We start from the raw sequence: 21,455 nt of genomic DNA, 5'->3' as shown, positions 1-21,455 counted from the left end.
TTTTAGATTGACGGGAACACGCAGCTTCCGTACCATCGGCTGCAAATTCCAGCCTTGCGGAAGTAGACGTTCATGCGATTTATCTTTAGTACGCTGCTGGTCCTGATGCTCGCCGCATGCGCGGGCGGGGGACCATCTGCGAGTAATCCTGCCAGTTCCCTCGCCCCAGCAGATCCTCAGGCAGCAGCCGACCAACTCCGCAGGACTTCCGCCGCAAAGGAAACGATCGACATCGACAACGGCTCGGTCAGTCAGCTCACCAGCCAGGACGCCGACCTGTGGGGCCGTATCCGCCGCGGCTTCCAGATGCCCGATCTGCAGACCGACCTCGTCGACATGAACGCCAACTGGTACGCCCAGCGTCCCGACTACGTCGCGCGCATGACGGAGCGTTCGCAGAAGTACCTGTACCACATCGTCGAAGAACTCGAAGCGCGCCACATGCCGACCGAGTTGGCGCTGCTGCCGTTCATCGAATCCGCGTACAACCCGCAGGCACTGTCCGTCGCGAAGGCGGCGGGCATGTGGCAGTTCGTGCCGGGCACGGGGCGCACCTACAAGCTCAAGCAGAACATGTGGCAGGACGAGCGCCGCGACGTGCTCGCCTCGACGAGCGCCGCGCTCGACTACCTCTCGCGTCTGCACGATATGTTCGGCGACTGGTATCTCGCGCTGGCTGCGTATAACTGGGGCGAGGGTAACGTGCAGCGCGCGATCGCGCGCAACCAGGCTGCTGGTCTGCCGACCGACTACCAGAGCCTGCGCATGCCCAACGAGACACGTAACTACGTGCCCAAGCTGCAGGCCGTCAAGAACATCGTGATGAATCCGACGCAGTACGGTCTCACGTTGCCGACGATCCCGAATCACCCGTATTTCGTCACGGTCACCACCTCGCGCGATATCGACGTGGACGTCGCCGCGAAACTCGCGAATATGACCTCCGACGAGTTCCGTTCACTCAATCCGTCGTTCAAGAAGCCGGTGATTCTCGGCGCGACGCAGCCGCAGATCCTGCTGCCGTTCGACAACGCCAGCGCGTTCGAGCGCAACCTGAAGTCGTTCAACGGGCAACTGTCGTCGTGGACGGTATACACGACGGACGCCCGTACGACGCCCGCGGCGATCGCCCAGAAGATCGGCGTGGACGCGGACACGCTGATGTCGGTGAACAAGATTCCGGTGGGTATGCGCCTGAAGGCTGGCTCGACGCTCGTGGTGCCGCGCACAGAGGACGATGACGACGAAGACATCAGCGCCAACGTTGCAGAAAGCGCGGTGCTCGCGATGGAGCCGGACGTGCCCGACACGCGCAAGATGCTGATCCGCGTGCGCCGCAAGCAGTCGATGGAAGTGGTGGCGAGCCGTTACGGCGTATCGGTTGGCCAGTTGAAGGCGTGGAACAAGACGCATCGCGATCTCGTCACGCCGGGACAGGTTCTTGTGCTGCATGTGCCGGTGGGCAAGGCGATGCCGAGCGAACCAGCGGCTGAACGGATCGCGACGAATGCTTCAGGTGGCACCGTCCAGCGCATTGGCACCCACGTTGCAGACACGGGTTCAAAGTCGCGCTACGATAAGAAGCATGGTCGTGTGCGCGCCGAGGTTGTCAAGGTTTCCGATCCGGTCAAGGCAAAATCGTCGAGCGCCGCGCCCACCAAGGCGTTGAAGGTGACGGCAAGCCGCCAGAAGGCCGTCACCCAAACGCAAAAGCAGAAAACAAAATAGCGGCTTGCGAAGGGTGACAACATGCGTTGCGGGGGCAGCGCGTGGCAGTTCGCTCCGATCACTCGTCGTTTTACTTCATACGCCGTCGCCCACCGGGTGGCGGCGTTTTCATTTGCGTTCACCTCCCGGCAACGACGCGCTAACCGGGCTCGCCAGGGGAGCGGTCGTGAGGGTCTCGGGGCCAGGCCAATGCCTTGTGGTCTGATGGCTTGCGGCTATAGTGGAAAGGGCGTTGCGCCGGTTGGTTGAGGCGAGCCGGCGGGCGCCAGCCCGGATAAGTTGTCGTGAAATTTGAAGAAAAGGGCACTTTCGGGCTATAATTTCAAGGTTTGAGCTTATCAACCCGCACCCTAGCGCCTACCTTCCCCCATCCGTTCATCCGCCGCCCGCGCATTGCGCTTCTGGACGCCGGCGCCGACTGAATCCCGCCCCGACACCTTGTGTGCGGTGTGCGAAACCAGTCCGGCACGCCGCAGATAGAACCCGCCGCAAAATGCGACGACAGCGAGCGAGCCGCGCGCGCATCTTGCCCTGAAAAGGCGTGATGCCGACGCAGCAGCCGCCGCAGGATACAGGTCGGATAAACAGGTCGGCACTGGGTGTTCCCCCAAGGAGTCTCCCGTGTTGCCGTCTTTCTCTCCCGCTCTGCTCGCGCTCGCCGACGGCACGGTCTTTCGTGGCTATTCCATCGGCGCGCCGGGTCATACGATTGGTGAAGTCGTGTTCAACACGGCCATCACCGGCTATCAGGAAATTCTGACAGACCCGAGCTACGCTCGCCAGATCGTCACCCTGACGTATCCGCACATCGGCAACGTCGGCGTCAACGCCGAAGACGTCGAAGCCACGAAAGTCCATGCCGCCGGGCTGATCATCCGCGATCTGCCGGTGCTCGCGTCGAATTTCCGCATGGAGCGCACGCTCGGCGACTATCTGCGCGACGAAGGCGTCGTGGCCATCGCCGGCATCGACACGCGCAAGCTCACGCGTATCCTGCGCGACAAGGGTGCGCAGAACGGCGCAATTCTCGCAGGCTCCGATGACGAAGCGAAGGCAATCGAACTCGCCCGCTCGTTCCCGGGTCTCGCGGGCATGGACCTCGCGAAGGTCGTTTCGACGGACAAGTCGTACGAGTGGACGACCACCGAATGGCGTCTCGGCGACGGCTACGGCAAGCAGACCGCGCCGAAGTACAAGGTCGTCGCGTTCGACTACGGCGTGAAGCAGAACATCCTGCGCATGCTGGCCGAGCGCGGCTGCCACGTCACCGTGCTACCCGCACAGGCCACGGCTGCGGACGCGCTCGCGCTGAACCCGGACGGCGTGTTTCTCTCGAACGGCCCCGGCGACCCCGAGCCGTGCGACTACGCGATCAAGGCGGCGCAGGAATTCATCGCGCGCGGCATCCCGACGTTCGGTATCTGCCTTGGTCACCAGATCATGGGCCTCGCGGTCGGCGCGAAGACCATGAAGATGAAGACCGGCCATCACGGCGCGAACCATCCGGTGAAGGACCTCGGCGACGGCCGCGTGGTCATCACGTCGCAGAACCACGGTTTTGCAGTCGATGCCGCCACGCTGCCCGCCAATGCGCGCGTCACGCACGTCTCGCTCTTCGACGGCACGCTTCAGGGCTTCGAGTTGACCGACAAGCCCGCATTCTGCTTCCAGGGTCACCCGGAAGCATCGCCGGGTCCGCACGACATCGGCTATCTGTTCGACCGCTTCACCGCGCTCATGGACAGCGCGAAGGGCGGCAAGCGCAGCGCGGCGGCGTAAGGGCGCGGCGCAGAACAGCAGGGACGAGCAGGAAAGGACGCGCAGCGAGCCGCGAGGGTGCAGGAACAACGGCCCACGCGCGCGTCCGGCGGTGAGCGGTGAACGGGTGAAGTGCGCAACTGGCGCGGTTAGTGATCACCCCGTCGCCCACCGGACACAAGACACAGGAATATTTAGCGAGAGCGTTATGCCCAAGCGGACAGACATCAAGAGCATTCTCATCATCGGCGCGGGTCCGATCATCATCGGCCAGGCGTGCGAGTTCGATTATTCGGGCGCGCAGGCATGCAAGGCGCTGCGCGAAGAAGGCTACAAGGTCATCCTCGTCAACAGTAATCCGGCGACGATCATGACCGACCCGAACACGGCCGACGTCACCTACATCGAGCCGATCACGTGGGAAGTGGTGGAGCGCATCATCGAGAAGGAGCGCCCCGACGCGATCCTGCCGACGATGGGCGGACAGACCGCGCTGAACTGCGCGCTCGATCTGCATCACCACGGCGTGCTGACGAAGTACAACGTCGAGCTGATCGGGGCATCGCCGGAAGCGATCGACAAGGCCGAAGACCGCCAGAAGTTCAAGGACGCGATGACGAAGATCGGCCTGGGCTCGGCGAAATCGGGTGTCGCGCACTCGATGGAAGAGGCGACCAAGGTCCACGCCGAAATCGCAGCGGCCGTCGGCACGGGCGGTTATCCGGTCGTGATCCGTCCGTCATTCACGCTCGGCGGCTCGGGTGGCGGCATCGCGTATAACCGCGAAGAATTCGAAGAGATCTGCAAGCGCGGTCTCGACCTCTCGCCCACGCGCGAGCTGCTGATTGAAGAATCGCTGCTCGGCTGGAAGGAGTACGAGATGGAAGTGGTCCGCGACAAGGCGGACAACTGCATCATCGTCTGCTCGATCGAAAACCTCGACCCGATGGGCATCCACACCGGTGACTCGATTACCGTGGCGCCCGCGCAGACCCTGACCGACAAGGAATACCAGATCCTGCGTGACGCATCGCTCGCCGTGCTGCGCGAGATCGGCGTCGATACCGGCGGTTCGAACGTGCAGTTTTCGATCGATCCGCGCACGGGCCGCATGATCGTGATCGAGATGAATCCGCGTGTGTCGCGTTCGTCGGCGCTAGCGTCGAAGGCCACTGGCTTCCCGATCGCGAAGGTCGCGGCGAAGCTCGCCGTCGGCTACACGCTCGACGAGCTGAAGAACGAAATCACCGGCGGCCAGACCCCGGCGTCGTTCGAGCCGACGATCGATTACGTCGTCACGAAGATCCCGCGTTTCGCGTTCGAGAAGTTCCGCGAAGCCGACCCGCGCCTCACCACGCAGATGAAGTCGGTGGGCGAGGTCATGGCGATCGGCCGTACGTTCCAGGAATCGTTCCAGAAGGCGCTGCGCGGCCTCGAAGTCGGCGTTGACGGTCTCGACGAGAAGACCACGAGCCGCGACGAGATCATCCGCGAGATCGGCGAAGCCGGTCCGGACCGCATCTGGTACGTGGGCGATGCATTCCGCGTCGGCATGACGCGCGAAGAGATCTTCGAGGAAACGGCGATCGACCCGTGGTTCCTCGCGCAGATCGAAGAGATCATCAAGAAGGAAGCGGCTATGAAGGGCCGCACGCTCGCAAGCCTGTCGAAGGACGAGCTGCGCTACCTGAAGCAGAGCGGCTTCTCGGACCGTCGTCTCGCGAAGCTGCTCGGCAGCAACGCCGCCGATGTCCGCAAGCGTCGTATCGAACTGAACGTTCGCCCGGTCTACAAGCGTGTGGACACTTGCGCGGCCGAGTTCGCGACGAAGACCGCCTACATGTACTCGACTTATGAGGACGAGTGCGAGGCGAATCCGACGAACAACAAGAAGATCATGGTGCTGGGCGGTGGCCCGAACCGGATCGGCCAGGGTATCGAATTCGACTACTGCTGCGTGCACGCTGCTCTCGCGATGCGCGAAGACGGCTACGAAACGATCATGGTCAACTGCAACCCCGAAACCGTTTCGACCGACTACGACACGTCCGATCGTCTGTACTTTGAGCCGGTCACGCTCGAAGACGTGCTCGAAATCGTCGACCTCGAAAAGCCGGTGGGCGTGATCGTGCAGTACGGCGGCCAGACGCCGCTGAAGCTCGCGCTCGACCTCGAAGCGAACGGTGTGCCGATCGTCGGTACGTCGCCGGACATGATCGACGCAGCCGAAGACCGCGAGCGCTTCCAGAAGCTGCTGCAGGACCTCGGCCTGCGCCAGCCGCCGAACCGCACCGCGCGCGCCGAAGACGAAGCGCTCAAGCTCGCCGACGAAATCGGCTACCCGCTGGTCGTGCGTCCGTCGTACGTGCTGGGCGGTCGCGCGATGGAGATCGTCCACGAGCCGCGCGACCTCGAGCGCTACATGCGCGAAGCCGTGAAGGTCAGCAACGATTCGCCGGTGCTGCTCGACCGCTTCCTGAACGACGCAATCGAATGCGACGTGGACTGCATCTCCGACGGTGAAGCGGTGTTCATCGGCGGCGTGATGGAGCACATCGAGCAGGCGGGCGTGCACTCGGGCGACTCGGCGTGTTCGCTGCCGCCGTACTCGCTGTCGAAGGAAACCATCGCCGAGCTCAAGCGTCAGACCGGCGCGATGGCCAAGGCGCTGAACGTGGTCGGCCTGATGAACGTGCAGTTCGCGATCCAGCAGGTTCCGCAGGATGATGGCTCGAAGAAGGACGTCATCTACGTGCTTGAAGTGAATCCGCGTGCTTCGCGTACGGTGCCGTACGTGTCGAAGGCCACGAGCCTGCCGCTCGCGAAAATCGCGGCGCGCGCAATGGTCGGTCAGAAGCTCGCACAGCAGGGCGTGACGAAGGAAGTCGAGCCGCCGTACTTCAGCGTGAAGGAAGCGGTGTTCCCGTTCATCAAGTTCCCGACCGTCGATCCGGTGCTCGGACCCGAAATGCGTTCGACCGGCGAAGTGATGGGTGTGGGGCAGACATTCGGCGAAGCGCTCTTCAAGTCGCAGCTTGCTGCCGGCTCGCGCCTGCCGGAATCGGGCACCGTGTTCATCACCGTGATGGACGCCGACAAGCCGAAGGCCGTTGAAGTCGCACGCATGCTGCACGAACTCGGTTACGGCCTTGTCGCGACGCGCGGCACGGCCGCCGCGATCGAGGCGGCCGGTGTGCCGGTGAAGGTCGTCAACAAGGTGAAAGACGGCCGTCCGCACGTCGTCGACATGATCAAGAACGGCGAAATTTCGCTCGTTTTCACGACCGTGGACGAAACGCGCGCGGCGATCGCCGATTCGCGTTCGATCCGCATGAGCGCACAGGCTAACAAGGTCACTTACTACACGACGATGTCGGGTGCGCGGGCCGCCGTCGAGGGTCTGCGCTACCTGAAGAACCTGGAAGTCTATGATTTACAAGGCCTCCACGCTCGCCTAAACTAAGGGTTCGACTAGCTGTCTAACCCCTCACGAGGCGGGAATTCCCCGCTAGCTGCCGCGGTTGAGCGGCGTCCCACAGGGTTCGAAGTCCGGCGCATTTATCAGCGCCGGCGCCCTCCAGGGATGCACTTAACCGCGGTGATTTTTTTTATGGCCTCCGTGGCCATTTGGGCTAATTGAGTTGTCTATGAGCACGATCCCCCTGACCCGGCGTGGCGCAGATCAATTGCGTGAAGAACTGCAGCGCCTGAAATCCGTCGAGCGGCCGGCGGTCATCAATTCCATCTCCGAAGCGCGTGCGCAGGGTGACCTGTCGGAAAACGCGGAATACGACGCCGCGAAGGAAAAGCAGGGCTTTATCGAAGGCCGCATCGCAGAAATCGAGTCGAAGCTCGCAGCGGCGCAGGTTATCGATCCCGCCACGCTGGAAGCGGACGGTCGCATCGTGTTTGGCACGACAGTCGACCTCGAAGATCTTGAATCGGGCAAGACGGTCACTTATCAGATCGTCGGCGACGACGAGGCCGATCTCGAACACGGTCTGATTTCGGTCAGCTCGCCGATTGCGCGCGCGCTGATCGGCAAGTCGGAAGGCGACGTCGCCGCGGTGCAGGCACCGAGCGGCGTGCGCGAGTACGAAGTCATCGAAGTTCGGTACGTTTGACGGGTACGCCGACGTGAATCCAGTCTCCCCGCTTGCACACCGACTTTTCAGCCTGCTGGCCATGCTGTGGGTGGGTAGCCAGCTGACGGTCGGCTACGTGGTCGCGCCGGTGCTGTTTGCCTCGCTTGAACGCACAACGGCTGGTTCGATTGCCGCGCGGCTCTTTCACATCGTTGGATGGGGCGGTCTCGCGTGCGGTGTGTTGATGCTCGTTCTGTCTAACGTGCTCGCGCGGAGCGGCGCCGCGCAATATCGACGGCTGCGCTGGCTGGTGCTCGGGATGGTGTTGTGCGTGCTGATCGGCTATTTCGCCCTGCAGCCGTCCATGAACGCACTACGCATGCAGGCCATGAGCGCCGGCATGGACATTGCGACTTCGCCGTACGCGAGCCGTTTTGGCATGCTGCACGGCGTGTCGAGCGTGTTTTATCTGATTGGGAGTTCGCTGGGCATCGCGCTCGTGTGGGTGCTGTCCACCGCATGGCCGCCGCGCGCGGCGTAGCGTCGCAGGGCGCACCGCGCTGAAGCGCGGGCCCGTCTGCCGCGCATCCGCTATTTTTCCAGTTGAAACCGGAAGTGTGCGCCGCAGGCAGGGCCGGGCGGCGCACGATAGTGGCGCTTACTTCGAGCCTTGATGGGCGCGCTTGCTGCTCGTCTGGCGCTTTTTGGCGCGCTTGATGTTGCCGCCTTGCGTGACACGCTCGTTACCCTTGACGACCAGCGCTTGCGGCTTCGGACGGCGCATCGGGTTTTCGCTCGGCTTGACGACCCTGACGACGCGGGGTGACGCGCCGCGCTTGCCGGCTTCGCCCGCGCTCGGCACGTCGCCGGCCGGACGCTTGACCGTGCCGCGCGCACCGGCGCGTGCAGTCGTGGTCTTCGGCGCGTCTTCTTCGGGCTTCCAGATCACGAGCAGTTTGCCGATGTGCTGAATCGGCGCGGCATTCAGGCGGTCGCAGATGTCTTCATAGATGGCGATCCGTTCCTCGCGCTCGTCACCGAACACGCGAACCTTGATGAGTTGGTGCGCGGCAAGGTGAACCTTGATTTCCTTGAGGACGGCGTCGGTCAAGCCCTCTGCGCCGATGAGCACAACTGGCTTGAGCGCATGAGCGGCGGAGCGGAGTTCGGAGCGCTGTTCGGCAGTAAGAGTAAGGGCGGGCATGGAGTATGAAGAGTCGACTAGAATGACGGCGCCCAGCGGGCCGGAATGAGCGTTTTTGACAGCTCACCCGTCGCATAGCGCATCGGAACAACGGAAAAAACCGTGGAGAACGGCAAAACGCGAGGCGCGAACCGGCGTAGATGAGCCGGACGGGCCGCGACGGCCGCACGAATAAAGCGCGTATTATCCGCTAAAAGCGCGCAATGACGCAGCAAGAGTTCACCTTTAATGGCAAAAAACCGCTTCAACCAGTCGTGGCTGCACGACCATATTAACGATCCGTACGTGAAAATGGCGCAGCGGGAGGGGTATCGCGCCCGCGCTGCGTACAAGCTGAAGGAAATCGACGAGCAGGACAAGCTGATCCGCCCTGGCATGGTGATCGTCGATCTCGGCGCGGCGCCGGGCAGCTGGAGCCAGTACGTGCGCAATAAGCTCGCGCAGGGCACGAAACGCGACGCCGAGCGGGAGGGTGGCATCGACGGCACGGTCATTGCCCTCGACCTGCTGCCCATGGAGCCGATCGCCGACGTTCAGTTCATCCAGGGCGACTTCCGCGAGGACGACGTGCTTGCGCAACTCGAAGAACGTGTTGGCGGACGTCCGGTCGATCTTGTAATTTCGGACATGGCTCCCAATCTGTCGGGCGTGGCGTCAGCCGATGCCGCGCGGATCGAACACGTGTGCGATCTCGCACTCGAGTTCTCGCAGAATCATCTGAAACCAGATGGCGCCCTTTTAGTAAAATGTTTTCACGGTAGTGGTTACAGCCAGATCGTCGAGAAATTCAAGAATCAGTTCAAAGTTGTGGCTGCCCGCAAGCCGAAGGCTTCGCGGGACAAATCGGCCGAAACGTTTATATTGGGTAAACAACTGAAGCGGCCGCGTTGAAGCGGTGATCGGTTCCGGTGTACGCAGGGCAGGGTAGAAAACTGCCGGCAGAGGGTGTTGAAAGGCCGCTGGAAGGGCCACCTGATAAGGCCCCGAGGCTATTCCCGCGGTAGAGATTGATTATGGCGGGTGCCTGCGTACTGGATTAGAATGCTTTGGTGGTGTCGCAAGGCAAATGTAGGCGCCCGTCTATGAGTGAAGGAGTGGTGCTTTGAACAACAACATGTTTTCGAAGGCAGCAGTGTGGCTGGTTATCGCACTGGTGCTGTTTACGGTGTTCAAGCAGTTCGACAAGCCCCGTGTCCAGGAAGGCGTCTCGTATTCGCAGTTCATGGACGACGCGCGGAACGGCAAGGTCAAGAGCGTCGTGGTGCAGGGGCGGAACCTCACGGTCACTCCAGCGGATGGCCAGAAATACCAGATCGTGTCGCCCGGCGACATCTGGATGGTCGGCGACCTGATGAAATACGGCGTGCAGGTGAGCGGCAAGGCTGACGAAGAACCGAACGCGCTCGTCTCGGCGCTGTACTACCTCGGACCGACGATACTCATCATCGTGTTCTGGTTCTACATGATGAGGCAGATGCAGGGGGGCGGCAAAGGCGGGGCGTTCTCCTTTGGTAAATCGCGCGCCCGCCTGATCGACGAGAATAACAACGCGGTCAACTTCTCCGACGTCGCAGGCTGCGACGAAGCCAAGGAAGAGGTCTCCGAACTCGTCGACTTCCTGCGCGATCCGCAAAAATTCCAGAAGCTCGGCGGGCGTATCCCGCGCGGCGTGCTGCTCGTCGGCCCTCCGGGTACCGGCAAGACGCTGCTCGCGCGTGCGATCGCGGGCGAAGCGAAGGTGCCTTTCTTCAGCATCTCGGGTTCGGACTTCGTTGAAATGTTCGTCGGCGTGGGCGCGGCCCGCGTGCGCGACATGTTCGAACAGGCCAAGAAGCATGCGCCGTGCATCGTGTTCATCGACGAAATCGACGCTGTCGGCCGCCATCGCGGCGCCGGCATGGGCGGCGGCAACGACGAGCGCGAGCAGACGCTGAATCAGATGCTTGTCGAGATGGACGGCTTCGAGGCGAACTCGGGTGTGATCGTGATCGCTGCGACGAACCGTTCGGACGTGCTGGACAAGGCGCTGCTGCGCCCGGGCCGTTTCGACCGCCAGGTCTATGTGGGCTTGCCGGACATCCGCGGCCGCGAACAGATCATGAAGGTGCACCTGCGCAAGGTGCCGATCGCCAACGACGTCGACGCAGCGGTGATCGCGCGTGGCACGCCTGGTTTCTCGGGCGCCGATCTGGCGAACCTCGTGAACGAAGCGGCGCTGTTCGCAGCACGTCGCGGCAAGCGCATCGTCGAGATGCAGGATTTCGAGGACGCGAAGGACAAGATCTTCATGGGTCCGGAGCGCAAGTCGGCGGTCATCCGCGAAGAAGCGAAGCGCGCCACGGCGTACCACGAGTCGGGCCACGCCGTGATCGCGAAGCTGTTGCCGAAGGCCGATCCGGTCCACAAGGTTACGATCATTCCGCGCGGTCGCGCGCTGGGCGTGACCTGGCAGTTGCCGGAGCACGACAACGAAACGTATTCGAAGGATTATCTGCTTGACCGTCTGGCCATCCTGTTCGGCGGCCGCGTTGCAGAAGAGCTGTTCCTGAATCTCATCAGCACTGGCGCTTCGGACGACTTCAACAAGGCGACGCAGACGGCCCGCGCGATGGTGGCACGATTCGGCATGACCGACGCGCTCGGGCCGATGGTCTACGTGGAAGACGACGATGGCAGCAGTCCGTTTGGCAAGGGCTTCACGCGCGCCATTTCGGAAGCGACGCAGCAGAAGGTCGATGCGGAAATCCGCCGCGTGCTAGACGAGCAGTACAGCCTCGCTAAGCGCATGCTCGACGAGAATCGCGACAAGGTCGAGGCGATGACCGCTGCTCTGATGGAGTGGGAAACGATCGACGCCGACCAGATCAACGACATCATGGAGGGTCGTCCGCCTCGTTCGCCCAAGAGCACGCCGTCGGCGGGTGACGCGTCGTCGTCGGGGGGCAGCGCGGGTACTGAGGTGAAACCTGGCAGCGCGACTGCGCCGGCCTGAACGCCTTTGTCCTGAATCAAATCAAGTTGCGGGCCGGTGTGAGTTCACATCGGCCCGCCTCCATTTCTGGCGACGGTTTTTCGTTACACTTCTGACCTTGTTTCACGTGCCCAATTTGATCTCGCAGGGTAATCTGCTTCCAGAGCCGCTACAGTGCGGTCGTTTCACGCTGACGTTCGAGCGCCCGCTGGTCATGGGCATCCTGAACATCACGCCCGATTCGTTTTCGGACGGCGGTCGTTATGCCGAGTTTGGCGATGCGCTGCGGCGCGCCGAGCAGATGCTGCTCGACGGCGCGGACATCCTCGATATCGGCGGCGAGTCTACGCGGCCTGGTGCGCCGCCGGTGCCTGTCGACGAAGAACTGGCGCGCGTGATTCCGCTAATCGAGCAGTTGCGCGAGGCGAACGTCCCGTTGTCGGTCGATACGTACAAGCCGGAGGTCATGCGTCAGGCGATTGCTGCCGGCGCGGACATGGTCAACGACATCTGGGGCTTCCGGATGCCGGGTGCCATCGACGCTGTGCGCTCGAGCAATTGCGGGTTGTGCGTGATGCATATGCACGGCGAGCCGCAGACGATGCAGGTAGGCACACCGGATTACACGGACGTGGTGGGCGAAGTCAGGGCATTTCTCGATGCGCGCGTTGCGGAACTCGAAGCGGCAGGCGTGGCGCGTGCGCGCATTAGCGTCGATCCGGGTTTTGGCTTCGGCAAGGCCGTGATCGAGCATAACTATGCGCTGCTCGCCCATCTGGCCGAGACGGCGCCGCACGTACCGCAAGGCGCCGCGCCGTATCCGGTGCTGGCCGGCATGTCGCGCAAGTCGATGCTCGGTGCGCTCGTGAACCGGCCCGCGCCGGAGCGCGTCGCAGCGAGCCTGGCTGCCGCTGTGTGCGCGGCGGAGCGGGGCGCCGCAATCATTCGCGTGCACGATGTTGCACAGACCGTGGATGCACTGAAAATATGGGCCGCCGTGCGCGACGCTGGGCGCGGCGAGGCGGCTTCAGCGCAGAACTGAACAGAACACTCCAGGAAAGGAATCGGAAGATGGGCCGTCGTTATTTCGGAACGGATGGGGTTCGCGGCAAGGTTGGCTCGGCGCCGATCACGCCGGATTTCGTGCTGCGCCTCGGCTACGCGGCCGGCAAGGTCCTTGCGGGTTCCGCAACGGATTCGGGCCCGCGTCCCGCGGTGCTCATCGGCAAGGACACGCGCATCTCCGGCTACATGCTGGAAGCGTCGCTGGAAGCCGGGCTTTCGGCGGCCGGTATCGACGTCATGCTGGCGGGCCCGATGACCACGCCCGGCATCGCCTACCTCACGCGCGCGTTGCGGCTTGCTGCGGGCGTCGTGATCAGCGCGTCGCACAATCCGTTCTACGACAACGGGATCAAATTCTTTTCAGCCGACGGCAACAAGCTGCCCGACGAGGTCGAATCACAGATCGAGGAACAGTTGGAACTGGCGCTCGACTGCGCGCCGTCCGAGCAACTCGGCCGGGCGCGGCGTCTCGATGACGCGCGCGGCCGCTACATCGAGTTCTGCAAAAGCACGTTCCCGCAGCCCTACAACCTGCGTGGGTTGAAGCTCGTCGTTGATTGCGCCAATGGCGCTGCTTACGATATCGCGCCGCATGTGTTTCATGAGCTGGGCGCGGACGTGATTCCAATCGGCGTTTCGCCGAACGGCTTCAACATCAACGACGGTGTCGGCGCGACCGCGCCGGACGCGCTCGTGCGCGCCGTGCGGGCGAATCATGCCGATGTCGGCATCGCGCTGGACGGCGACGCCGACCGCCTTCAGGTAGTCGACGCGAAAGGCCGCCTCTTCAACGGTGACCAACTGCTTTACATCCTCGTGAAGGACCGTATCGCGACCGAGGGGAAGGTGGAAGGCGCGGTCGGTACGCTGATGACGAACCTCGCGGTCGAACAGGCCATCGAGCGTCTCGGCGTGAAGTTCGTGCGCGCGGCCGTTGGCGACCGTTATGTGCTCGAACGGCTGCGCGAGCACGGCTGGGCGCTCGGCGCCGAGGGCTCCGGGCACATCCTCTCGCTCGACCGGCACACGACCGGCGACGGCATTGTCTCGGCGCTGCTCGTGCTCGCGGCGATGAAGCGCAGCGGACTCACGCTTGCCGAACTGCTCGACGGCGTGACGCTGTTCCCGCAGAAGTTGATCAACGTGCGTATCGCGCAGGGCGCCGACTGGAAGGGCCAACCGGCCATTCAACAGGCGATCGCCAAGGCCGAGGCGGAACTCGAGGGCAAGGGCCGCGTGCTGATTCGTGCCTCGGGCACGGAGCCGGTGCTGCGCGTAATGGTCGAGGCCCGCGAGGAGCGCGATGCCGTTCACCACGCAGAAGCGATCGCCGAGACCGTCACACGCTCGATCGCCTGAGTCAGCCGAAAGGCGAGCCCTGCGGGCGCGGCGGTGCGCCCCTGGCGTGCGGGTTTCGCCTGCGTTGAACTGAATCGCCCTGCGATTCGAGGGGATCCTCAGGTTCCTTTCCGCACGCTTTCGAAAATGGCAAAGCGCGGTCCGCCTGGGCCGCGCTTTTTCACGCCGCCCGAATCCCGTCACGCCCTTCCGAACGTTTCGCAAACGCTTGCCACGCGCGCCGCAACGGCTATGAAGCAAGCGTATCGTTCATTCATTCCTCCAAGCCTTTCAGCCGTAATCAGACTGTCACAGCTGTTTCATGAATAGTCACGGTACTGTCACAGAGAGCCCCTAAGCTTCGCGGTGTCGTTTAACGGCATACACCCTGGACCTGGAGGCCACATGAAATTGATGCACACCGTGTTCGCTGGCGTTGCTGGCGCGCTCTTCGCGATCGCAGCGCAAGCCGCCGACATCACTGGAGCGGGCAGCACCTTCGCAGCACCGATCTACACGAAATGGGCGGACGCCTATCAAAAGTCGGGCGGCGGCAAGGTGAACTATCAAGGTATCGGCTCGTCGGGCGGTATCAAGCAGATCGTCGCCAAGACGGTTGACTTCGCGGGCTCCGACGCTCCGCTGAAGGACGACGAACTGGCCAAGCAAGGTCTTTTCCAGTTCCCGACGGTGGTCGGTGGTGTGGTGCCGGCAATCAACGTGCCGGGCGTGAAGGCTGGTGAACTCGTGCTGTCGGGCGAAGTGCTCGGCGACATCTATCTCGGCAAGATCAAGAAGTGGAATGATCCGGCCATCGTCGCCCTGAACCCGAAGGTCAAGCTGCCGGATCTCGACATCGCCGTGGTTCGCCGCGCCGATGGTTCGGGCACCAGCTTCATCTGGACGAACTACCTCTCGAAGGTCAACCCCGAGTGGAAGACCAAGGTTGGCGAAGGCACGACCGTGAACTGGCCGACCGGCACGGGTGGTAAGGGCAACGACGGCGTCGCAGCCTTCGTGCAGCGTCTGCCGGGCGCGATCGGCTATGTCGAATGGGCATACGCCAAGCAAAACCACATGGTCTACACTGCCATGAAGAATGAGTCGGGCACTGTCGTTCAGCCGGATACCGACACGTTCAAGGCCGCCGCTGCCGGCGCAGACTGGAAGAAGTCGTTCTACCAGATCCTGACCAACGAGCCGGGCAAGCAGGCATGGCCGGTCGTCGGTGCGACCTTCGTGTTGCTGCACACCGCGCAGGACAAGGCGGATGAGGGCAAGGAAACGCTGAAGTTCTTCGACTGGGCGTTCAAGAACGGCTCCGCTGCAGCTGACAATCTCGACTACATCACGCTGCCGCCGGCTGTCGTGAGCGAAATCAAGACGCAGTGGAAAGAGAAGGTGAAGGACGCCGCTGGTAAGTCTCTCGCAGAATAAGAAAGGCTGAAGCTGGCAAAACGGGGCCGTCGCGCGTTGAGCGCGCGGCCCGTTCGTTCGTTAGTGTGAGATCCGCCGCCCGTCGTTCGGTTGCAAGACCGGCAGGCGGGCGGTTTGCAGTCTCAGACTGCATGACCGCCGCGAGCCCTTTGGGCGAACGGCATCTTGAAACTGGTCACCATGTCCGACGCCCCGCTCGTATCGAATCCGCCCGGCAGCGAAGCGCAGCAGAAAGCGCCGAGTCCGGCAGGCGACGTCATTTTCGGCAGCCTTACGCGCCTTGCCGCCATCGTCACGTTGCTGCTGCTCGGCGGCATCATCGTGTCGCTGATCGTCGAGTCGATGCCGTCGATCCAGAAGTTCGGCCTCGCATTCCTCTGGACTGCCGACTGGGATCCGCCCAGCGATCAGTTCGGCGCGCTCGTGCCCATCTATGGCACGGTCGCCACCTCGATCATCGCACTCATCATCGCTGTGCCTGTGAGCTTCGGCATTGCGCTCTTTCTCACCGAGCTTTCGCCGGCGTGGCTGCGTCGTCCGCTCGGCATCGCCATTGAATTGCTGGCCGCCATTCCGTCGATCGTGTACGGCATGTGGGGCTTGCTCGTGTTCGCGCCCATCTTCGCGCAGTGGTTCCAGAAGCCGTTGCAGGCGGTGCTCGGCGGTATGCCGATCATCGGCGCGCTGGTGGCGGGGCCGCCGATCGGTATCGGCATCCTGTGCGCGGGCGTGATTCTCGCGATCATGATCATTCCGTACATCGCTTCGGTCATGCGCGACGTGTTCGAAGTCACGCCCGTGCTGCTCAAGGAGTCGGCCTACGGCATTGGCTGCACGACGTGGGAAGTCATGTGGAAAATCGTTCTGCCGTTCACGAAGACCGGTGTGATCGGCGGCATCATGCTCGGTCTGGGTCGCGCGCTCGGTGAGACGATGGCCGTCACGTTCGTGATCGGCAATACGAACCTGCTCGACAACGTATCGCTCTTCTCGCCCGGCAACAGCATTACTTCGGCGCTCGCAAACGAGTTCGCCGAAGCAAGTCCTGGCCTGCACACCGCCGCGCTGATGGAACTCGGCCTCATCCTGTTCGTGATCACGTTCATCGTGCTCTCGATCTCGAAGCTGCTTCTGCTGCGCCTCGAAAAATCGGAGGGCGCACGATGAGCGAGCCGCTGATGAAGATTCCGGGCGCCATTTACGGCCCAGAACTGGAAAAGATGCGCGGCAGGCTGCAGCACCGCCGCCGCGTGACCAACGCGATTGCCCTGACGTTGTCGCTCGCCGCGATGGCGTTCGGCCTCCTCTGGCTCGTGTGGATTCTCTATACGACGCTTTCGCTCGGTATCGGTGGTCTCTCGGTGGAGCTGTTCACGCAGTCGACGCCGCCGCCCAATACCGACGGCGGCGGTCTAGCCAACGCGATCGTCGGCAGCCTGATGCTCGTCGGTGTCGCGACGTTCGTCGGGACGCCGATCGGCATCATGGCGGGCATCTATCTCGCGGAATACGGCCAGCGCAGCTGGCTCGCATCCGTGACGCGTTTTATCAACGACATCCTGCTGTCGGCGCCGTCGATCGTCGTGGGCTTGTTCGTCTACGCGCTCATCGTCGCCCATATGGGGCACTTCAGCGGGTGGGCGGGCGCAATTGCACTCGCGCTCCTGCAGATTCCGATCGTGATCCGCACGACCGAAAACATGCTGAAGCTCGTGCCGAATGCGCTGCGCGAAGCGGCCATTGCGCTCGGCACGCCGAAATGGAAGATGATCCTGTCGATCACGCTGAAGGCGTCGGTCGCGGGCATCGTGACGGGTGTGCTGCTCGCGATTGCCCGTATCGCAGGCGAGACGGCACCGCTGCTTTTCACGGCGCTGTCGAACCAGTTCTTCACGGTGGACATGAATCAACCGATCGGGAACCTCCCGGTCACGATCTTCAAGTTCGCGATGAGCCCGTTTGCGCAGTGGCAGTCGCTCGCGTGGGCCGGTGTTTTCCTGATTACGCTGGGCGTGCTGGGGTTGAACATCCTCGCGCGCACGGTATTTTCGAATAAGTAAGGGCGGAGTCATCCGATGAACATGGCAGAAAGTCAAATCAACCCGGCCGGCCGGGCATCGTCCGCCCCGGGTTTTCAACCTGTGGATCCCGCCCAGAGTGCCAACGTGCAGGCGCTCGGCACGCCGAAGATCGAGGTGAAGGATCTGAACTTCTTCTACGGCAAGTACCACGCCCTGAAGAACATCAACCTGCACATTCCCGAAGGCAAGGTGACGGCCTTCATCGGCCCGTCGGGCTGTGGCAAGTCCACGCTGCTGCGTACGTTCAACCAGATGTACGCGCTCTATCCGGAGCAGCGCGCCGAGGGCCAGATTGTCATGGACGGCGAAAACCTGCTGACCTCGAAGCGCGATATTTCGCTGTTGCGCGCGCGCATCGGCATGGTGTTCCAGAAGCCGACCCCGTTCCCGATGTCGATTTATGACAACATCGCGTTCGGTGTGAAAATGTTCGAGAAGCTGTCGCGGCCGGAAATGGATGACCGCGTCGAGTGGGCGCTCACGAAGGCGGCGCTCTGGAACGAGGTGAAGGACAAGCTCGGCCAGAGCGGCTACGGCCTCTCGGGCGGCCAGCAGCAACGTCTGTGCATTGCGCGCGGCATCGCGATCCGTCCGGAAGTGCTGCTGCTCGACGAGCCGTGCTCGGCGCTCGACCCGATTTCGACGGGCCGAATCGAAGAGCTGATCGCGGAACTCAAGAGCGACTACACGGTGGTGATCGTTACCCACAACATGCAGCAGGCTGCGCGTTGCTCGGACTACACTGCATATATGTACCTCGGCGAGCTGATCGAATTCGGCGATACCGAGAAGATCTTCATCAAGCCGGTCCGCAAGGAAACGGAAGACTACATCACTGGCCGCTTCGGCTGATTGTTGCAGGGAGCCCGACATGTCCGACAAACATCTGTCCAGCCAGTTCGACGCCGATCTGAACCTCGTGTCGTCGAAGGTCCTCGAAATGGGGGGCGTCGTCGAATCGCAGATCATCACGGCGATGCAGGCGTTGAACGATTTCGACGCAGCTGCCGCCGATCGCGTGATCGTGACCGAAGACCGCCTCAACACGATGGAAGTCGAGATCGATGAGGAGTGCAGCAACATCATCGCGCGTCGCCAGCCGGCCGCGCGTGACCTGCGCCTCCTGCTCGCGATTTCGAAGACCATCACGAACCTGGAGCGCGCCGGCGACGAAGCCGAAAAAATCGCCAAGCGCACGAAGCGCCTGATGGAAGACGGCGCGTCGCGCAGTGTGAACATCGCCGAGATCAAGGTCTCCGGCGAGATGGCCGTCTCGATCCTGCGCCGCGCGCTCGATGCATTCGCGCGTCTCGACACCGTGGCCGCCGCGCAGATCGTGCGCGACGACAAGGCGATCGACGAAGAATTCCGCGCATTCGTTCGCAAGCTCGTGACGTACATGATGGAAGATCCGCGCACGATTTCGGTCGGGCTCGACTATCTGTTCATCGCGAAGGCGATCGAGCGGATCGGCGATCATTCGAAGAACATCGCCGAGTTCATCATTTACATCGTGAAGGGCACCGACGTGCGCCACAAGTCGCGCGACGCGCTCGAACGCGAAGCGCTGAGCTAATTACCCGCTTATAAGATCAAGAGGTGCCGATGCCTAGCAGCATTCTTGTCATCGAAGACGAGCCCGCCATCTCCGAGCTGATTTCGGTGAATCTGCAGCACGCGGGTCATTGTCCGATCCGCGCGTATAACGCGGAGCAGGCGCAGAATCTCATCAGCGACGTGCTGCCCGATCTCATCCTGCTCGACTGGATGCTGCCGGGCAAGTCGGGTGTTTCGTTCGCGCGCGATCTGCGCAACAACGAGCGCACGAAGCATATTCCGATCATCATGCTGACCGCCCGCGGCGACGAGCAGGACAAGGTGCTCGGCCTCGAAATCGGCGCGGACGATTACGTGACGAAGCCGTTTTCGCCGAAGGAGCTGATGGCGCGCATCAAGGCGGTGTTGCGTCGCCGCGCGCCGCAGCTCACCGAGGACGTCGTCGCAATCAACGGTCTCAAGCTCGATCCCGCCACGCACCGCGTGGCCGCGCATGCGCAGGGAAATGAGATCAAGCTCGACCTCGGTCCGACCGAGTTCCGCCTGCTGCACTTCTTCATGACTCACCCGGAGCGCGTGCACAGCCGCACGCAACTGCTCGATCAGGTCTGGGGAGACCACGTGTTCGTCGAAGAGCGGACTGTGGATGTGCACATCAAGCGTCTGCGTGCCGCGCTTAAGCCGGCGGGGTGCGATGCTATGATCGAGACCGTGCGCGGTAGCGGCTATCGTCTCGCCAAGAGCGCCTGACGCACCGTTGCACTCAAGCGCGCCGCATGCCGCGGCGCGCCTCCGGGTGGATTCCGGGCCGCCCGCGCGTCGCTAACAGGTCCATGTCGCGCCTGGTTCGGACGGGTTATCTTCGACAAGCAGGAACATGAACATCATCTGGGCGCGCTCCATTGTTTCGCTTGTACTGCTCGCGCTCGTGTGCGCGGGAATCGGTGCGCTGTTCGGCGTGAAGTTTGCGCTGGCGCTGGCTGTCTGCATACTGCTCGTGCAGCTCTTCTTCAGTACGTTTCACAAGCAGCGCCTATGGCATCTGCTTGATGCGCCGGTCTACGGCGAGGTGCCGAGCGCCCCCGGCGTATGGGGCGAAATCTACTATCGTCTGCACAAGCTTGCGAAGCGCTGGCACGCCCAGGTGCGCCAGGTCGAGCAGCAGCACTCGCGTTTCATCCAGGCGATCCAGGCGTCGCCCAACGGCGTCGCCATGCTCGACGATCACGACCAGATCGAGTGGTGCAACGCGATTTCCGAACAGCACTTCGGGCTCGACGCGAGGCGCGATTTGCGCCAGCACATCACGCACCTCGTGCGCCAGCCCGACTTCGTGCGCTACCTGAATTCGAACCGTTACGAAGAGATGCTGATCATGCGTGGCATGGGCAGCAGCCGGCAGAACGTCATTTCGGTCCAGGTGTTTCCGTACGGCGACAACCGCAAGCTCGTGCTGACTCAGGACATCACCGAACTCGAGCGAACCGACGCCATGCGCCGCGACTTCGTCGCGAACGTCTCGCACGAACTGAAGACGCCGCTCACGGTGCTATCGGGTTTTCTGGAGACGATGCGGGAACTGCCGCTGTCCGAAAGCGAGCGCGCACGCTACCTCGAACTGATGGAGCAGCAGGCCTCACGCATGCGCCACATCGTGACGGATCTGCTGGTGCTCGCGCAGCTCGAAGGCGAGGCGCGAGTCCAGAGCAACCAGATGGTCGATATGCGGGCGGTGCTGTGTCACGTGCGCGAAGACGCCGAGAATCTCTCCGGCGGACATCATCGCATCACGGCGGACTTTGACGACAGCCTGAGCGTGACTGGCTCGGAGACGGAGGTGTTGAGCGCGCTCGGCAATCTTGCGACCAACGCAGTGCGCTACACCCCCGAAGGCGGGACCGTGCATCTGTCGTGGCGCGCCGAAAACAATTGCGCGGTGTTCTCGGTGACGGACAGCGGGCTGGGTATTCCGGCGGCCGACATACCGCGCCTCACGGAGCGCTTCTATCGCGTCGATCGCAGCCGTTCGCGCGACACGGGTGGAACGGGCCTCGGCCTCGCGATCGTCAAGCACGTGCTGCAGCGCCACGACGCGGTGCTCGACGTGAAGAGCGAGGAAGGGCGGGGCAGCACGTTCACGGTGCGATTCCCGGCCGCGCGCACGGCGCGCCGGCAGCCGACGCCGGCTTAATCGTCGACGGACGGCGAGGGCAAGAAAAAGGCCGCGCAAA

General features: G+C 62.8%; 17 protein-coding genes. 16 read left to right on the top strand and 1 reads right to left on the bottom strand.

The window, feature by feature from the left end:
- Positions 1-72: 72 nt before the first annotated feature.
- The 5 genes from L0U80_RS09705 (at position 73) to L0U80_RS09685 (ending at position 8,112) form a co-directional block, all read left to right on the top strand.
- Positions 73-1,728 (top strand): transglycosylase SLT domain-containing protein, encoded by a 1,656-nt coding sequence (locus L0U80_RS09705; RefSeq protein WP_233863721.1) that lies wholly within the window; start codon positions 73-75, stop codon positions 1,726-1,728.
- Between the two features lie 621 nt (positions 1,729-2,349).
- Positions 2,350-3,507, top strand: a complete 1,158-nt coding sequence (carA, locus tag L0U80_RS09700; protein WP_233863720.1) for a glutamine-hydrolyzing carbamoyl-phosphate synthase small subunit — start codon at positions 2,350-2,352, stop codon at positions 3,505-3,507.
- 187 nt (positions 3,508-3,694) lie between these two features.
- Complete coding sequence (carB, locus tag L0U80_RS09695) at positions 3,695-6,949, top strand: carbamoyl-phosphate synthase large subunit (RefSeq protein WP_233863719.1); 3,255 nt, start codon at positions 3,695-3,697, stop codon at positions 6,947-6,949.
- A 184-nt stretch (positions 6,950-7,133) separates the two neighbouring features.
- Positions 7,134-7,610, top strand: a complete 477-nt coding sequence (gene greA / locus L0U80_RS09690; RefSeq protein ID WP_233863718.1) for a transcription elongation factor GreA — start codon at positions 7,134-7,136, stop codon at positions 7,608-7,610.
- Positions 7,611-7,671: 61 nt separating this feature from the next.
- Positions 7,672-8,112 (top strand): DUF4149 domain-containing protein, encoded by a 441-nt coding sequence (locus tag L0U80_RS09685; RefSeq protein WP_233865839.1) that lies wholly within the window; start codon positions 7,672-7,674, stop codon positions 8,110-8,112.
- A 117-nt stretch (positions 8,113-8,229) separates the two neighbouring features.
- Here the strand turns inward: L0U80_RS09685 and L0U80_RS09680 are convergent, their stop codons facing one another.
- Positions 8,230-8,775 carry a YhbY family RNA-binding protein gene (locus L0U80_RS09680; RefSeq protein ID WP_233863717.1) on the bottom strand — a complete coding sequence of 182 codons (546 nt, stop codon included), beginning with the start codon at positions 8,773-8,775 and terminating at the stop codon, positions 8,230-8,232.
- 228 nt (positions 8,776-9,003) lie between these two features.
- Here L0U80_RS09680 and L0U80_RS09675 point away from each other — a divergent pair, with 228 nt between their 5' ends.
- From L0U80_RS09675 to phoR, 11 genes are all read left to right on the top strand, one after another.
- Entirely contained in the window at positions 9,004-9,666 is a 663-nt protein-coding gene (locus tag L0U80_RS09675; RefSeq protein WP_233863716.1) for an RlmE family RNA methyltransferase, read from the top strand.
- Between the two features lie 211 nt (positions 9,667-9,877).
- Positions 9,878-11,767, top strand: coding sequence for an ATP-dependent zinc metalloprotease FtsH (gene ftsH / locus L0U80_RS09670; RefSeq protein WP_233863715.1), 1,890 nt, complete (start codon positions 9,878-9,880; stop codon positions 11,765-11,767).
- A gap of 193 nt (positions 11,768-11,960) precedes the next feature.
- On the top strand, positions 11,961-12,788 hold the full coding sequence (gene folP / locus L0U80_RS09665) for a dihydropteroate synthase (RefSeq protein WP_233865837.1): 828 nt from the start codon (positions 11,961-11,963) through the stop codon (positions 12,786-12,788).
- A gap of 29 nt (positions 12,789-12,817) precedes the next feature.
- Positions 12,818-14,170: a phosphoglucosamine mutase gene (gene glmM, locus L0U80_RS09660; RefSeq protein WP_233863714.1), complete on the top strand. Its 1,353-nt coding sequence runs from the start codon at positions 12,818-12,820 to the stop codon at positions 14,168-14,170.
- A 384-nt stretch (positions 14,171-14,554) separates the two neighbouring features.
- On the top strand, positions 14,555-15,586 hold the full coding sequence (pstS, locus tag L0U80_RS09655; RefSeq protein ID WP_233863713.1) for a phosphate ABC transporter substrate-binding protein PstS: 1,032 nt from the start codon (positions 14,555-14,557) through the stop codon (positions 15,584-15,586).
- Positions 15,587-15,766: 180 nt separating this feature from the next.
- A complete protein-coding gene (gene pstC / locus L0U80_RS09650; protein WP_124153838.1) occupies positions 15,767-16,753 on the top strand; it encodes a phosphate ABC transporter permease PstC in 987 nt (328 codons plus the stop codon).
- On the top strand, positions 16,750-17,646 hold the full coding sequence (gene pstA / locus L0U80_RS09645; protein WP_233863712.1) for a phosphate ABC transporter permease PstA: 897 nt from the start codon (positions 16,750-16,752) through the stop codon (positions 17,644-17,646). Before pstC ends, pstA begins: the two co-directional genes overlap by 4 nt.
- Positions 17,647-17,667: 21 nt before the next feature.
- Complete coding sequence (gene pstB / locus L0U80_RS09640) at positions 17,668-18,519, top strand: phosphate ABC transporter ATP-binding protein PstB (RefSeq protein ID WP_373322134.1); 852 nt, start codon at positions 17,668-17,670, stop codon at positions 18,517-18,519.
- 19 nt (positions 18,520-18,538) lie between these two features.
- Positions 18,539-19,243 carry a phosphate signaling complex protein PhoU gene (phoU, locus tag L0U80_RS09635; protein WP_233863710.1) on the top strand — a complete coding sequence of 235 codons (705 nt, stop codon included), beginning with the start codon at positions 18,539-18,541 and terminating at the stop codon, positions 19,241-19,243.
- 29 nt (positions 19,244-19,272) lie between these two features.
- Positions 19,273-19,974: a phosphate regulon transcriptional regulator PhoB gene (phoB, locus tag L0U80_RS09630; RefSeq protein ID WP_233863709.1), complete on the top strand. Its 702-nt coding sequence runs from the start codon at positions 19,273-19,275 to the stop codon at positions 19,972-19,974.
- A 127-nt stretch (positions 19,975-20,101) separates the two neighbouring features.
- Entirely contained in the window at positions 20,102-21,415 is a 1,314-nt protein-coding gene (gene phoR, locus L0U80_RS09625; RefSeq protein WP_233863708.1) for a phosphate regulon sensor histidine kinase PhoR, read from the top strand.
- Positions 21,416-21,455: the final 40 nt, after the last annotated feature.

Source organism: Paraburkholderia adhaesiva, assembly GCF_021390575.1.
In the GTDB taxonomy this organism is placed as follows: domain Bacteria; phylum Pseudomonadota; class Gammaproteobacteria; order Burkholderiales; family Burkholderiaceae; genus Paraburkholderia; species Paraburkholderia adhaesiva.
The sequence above is the reverse complement of the archived record's forward strand: the minus strand, read 5'-3'. Positions and strand labels throughout refer to the sequence as shown.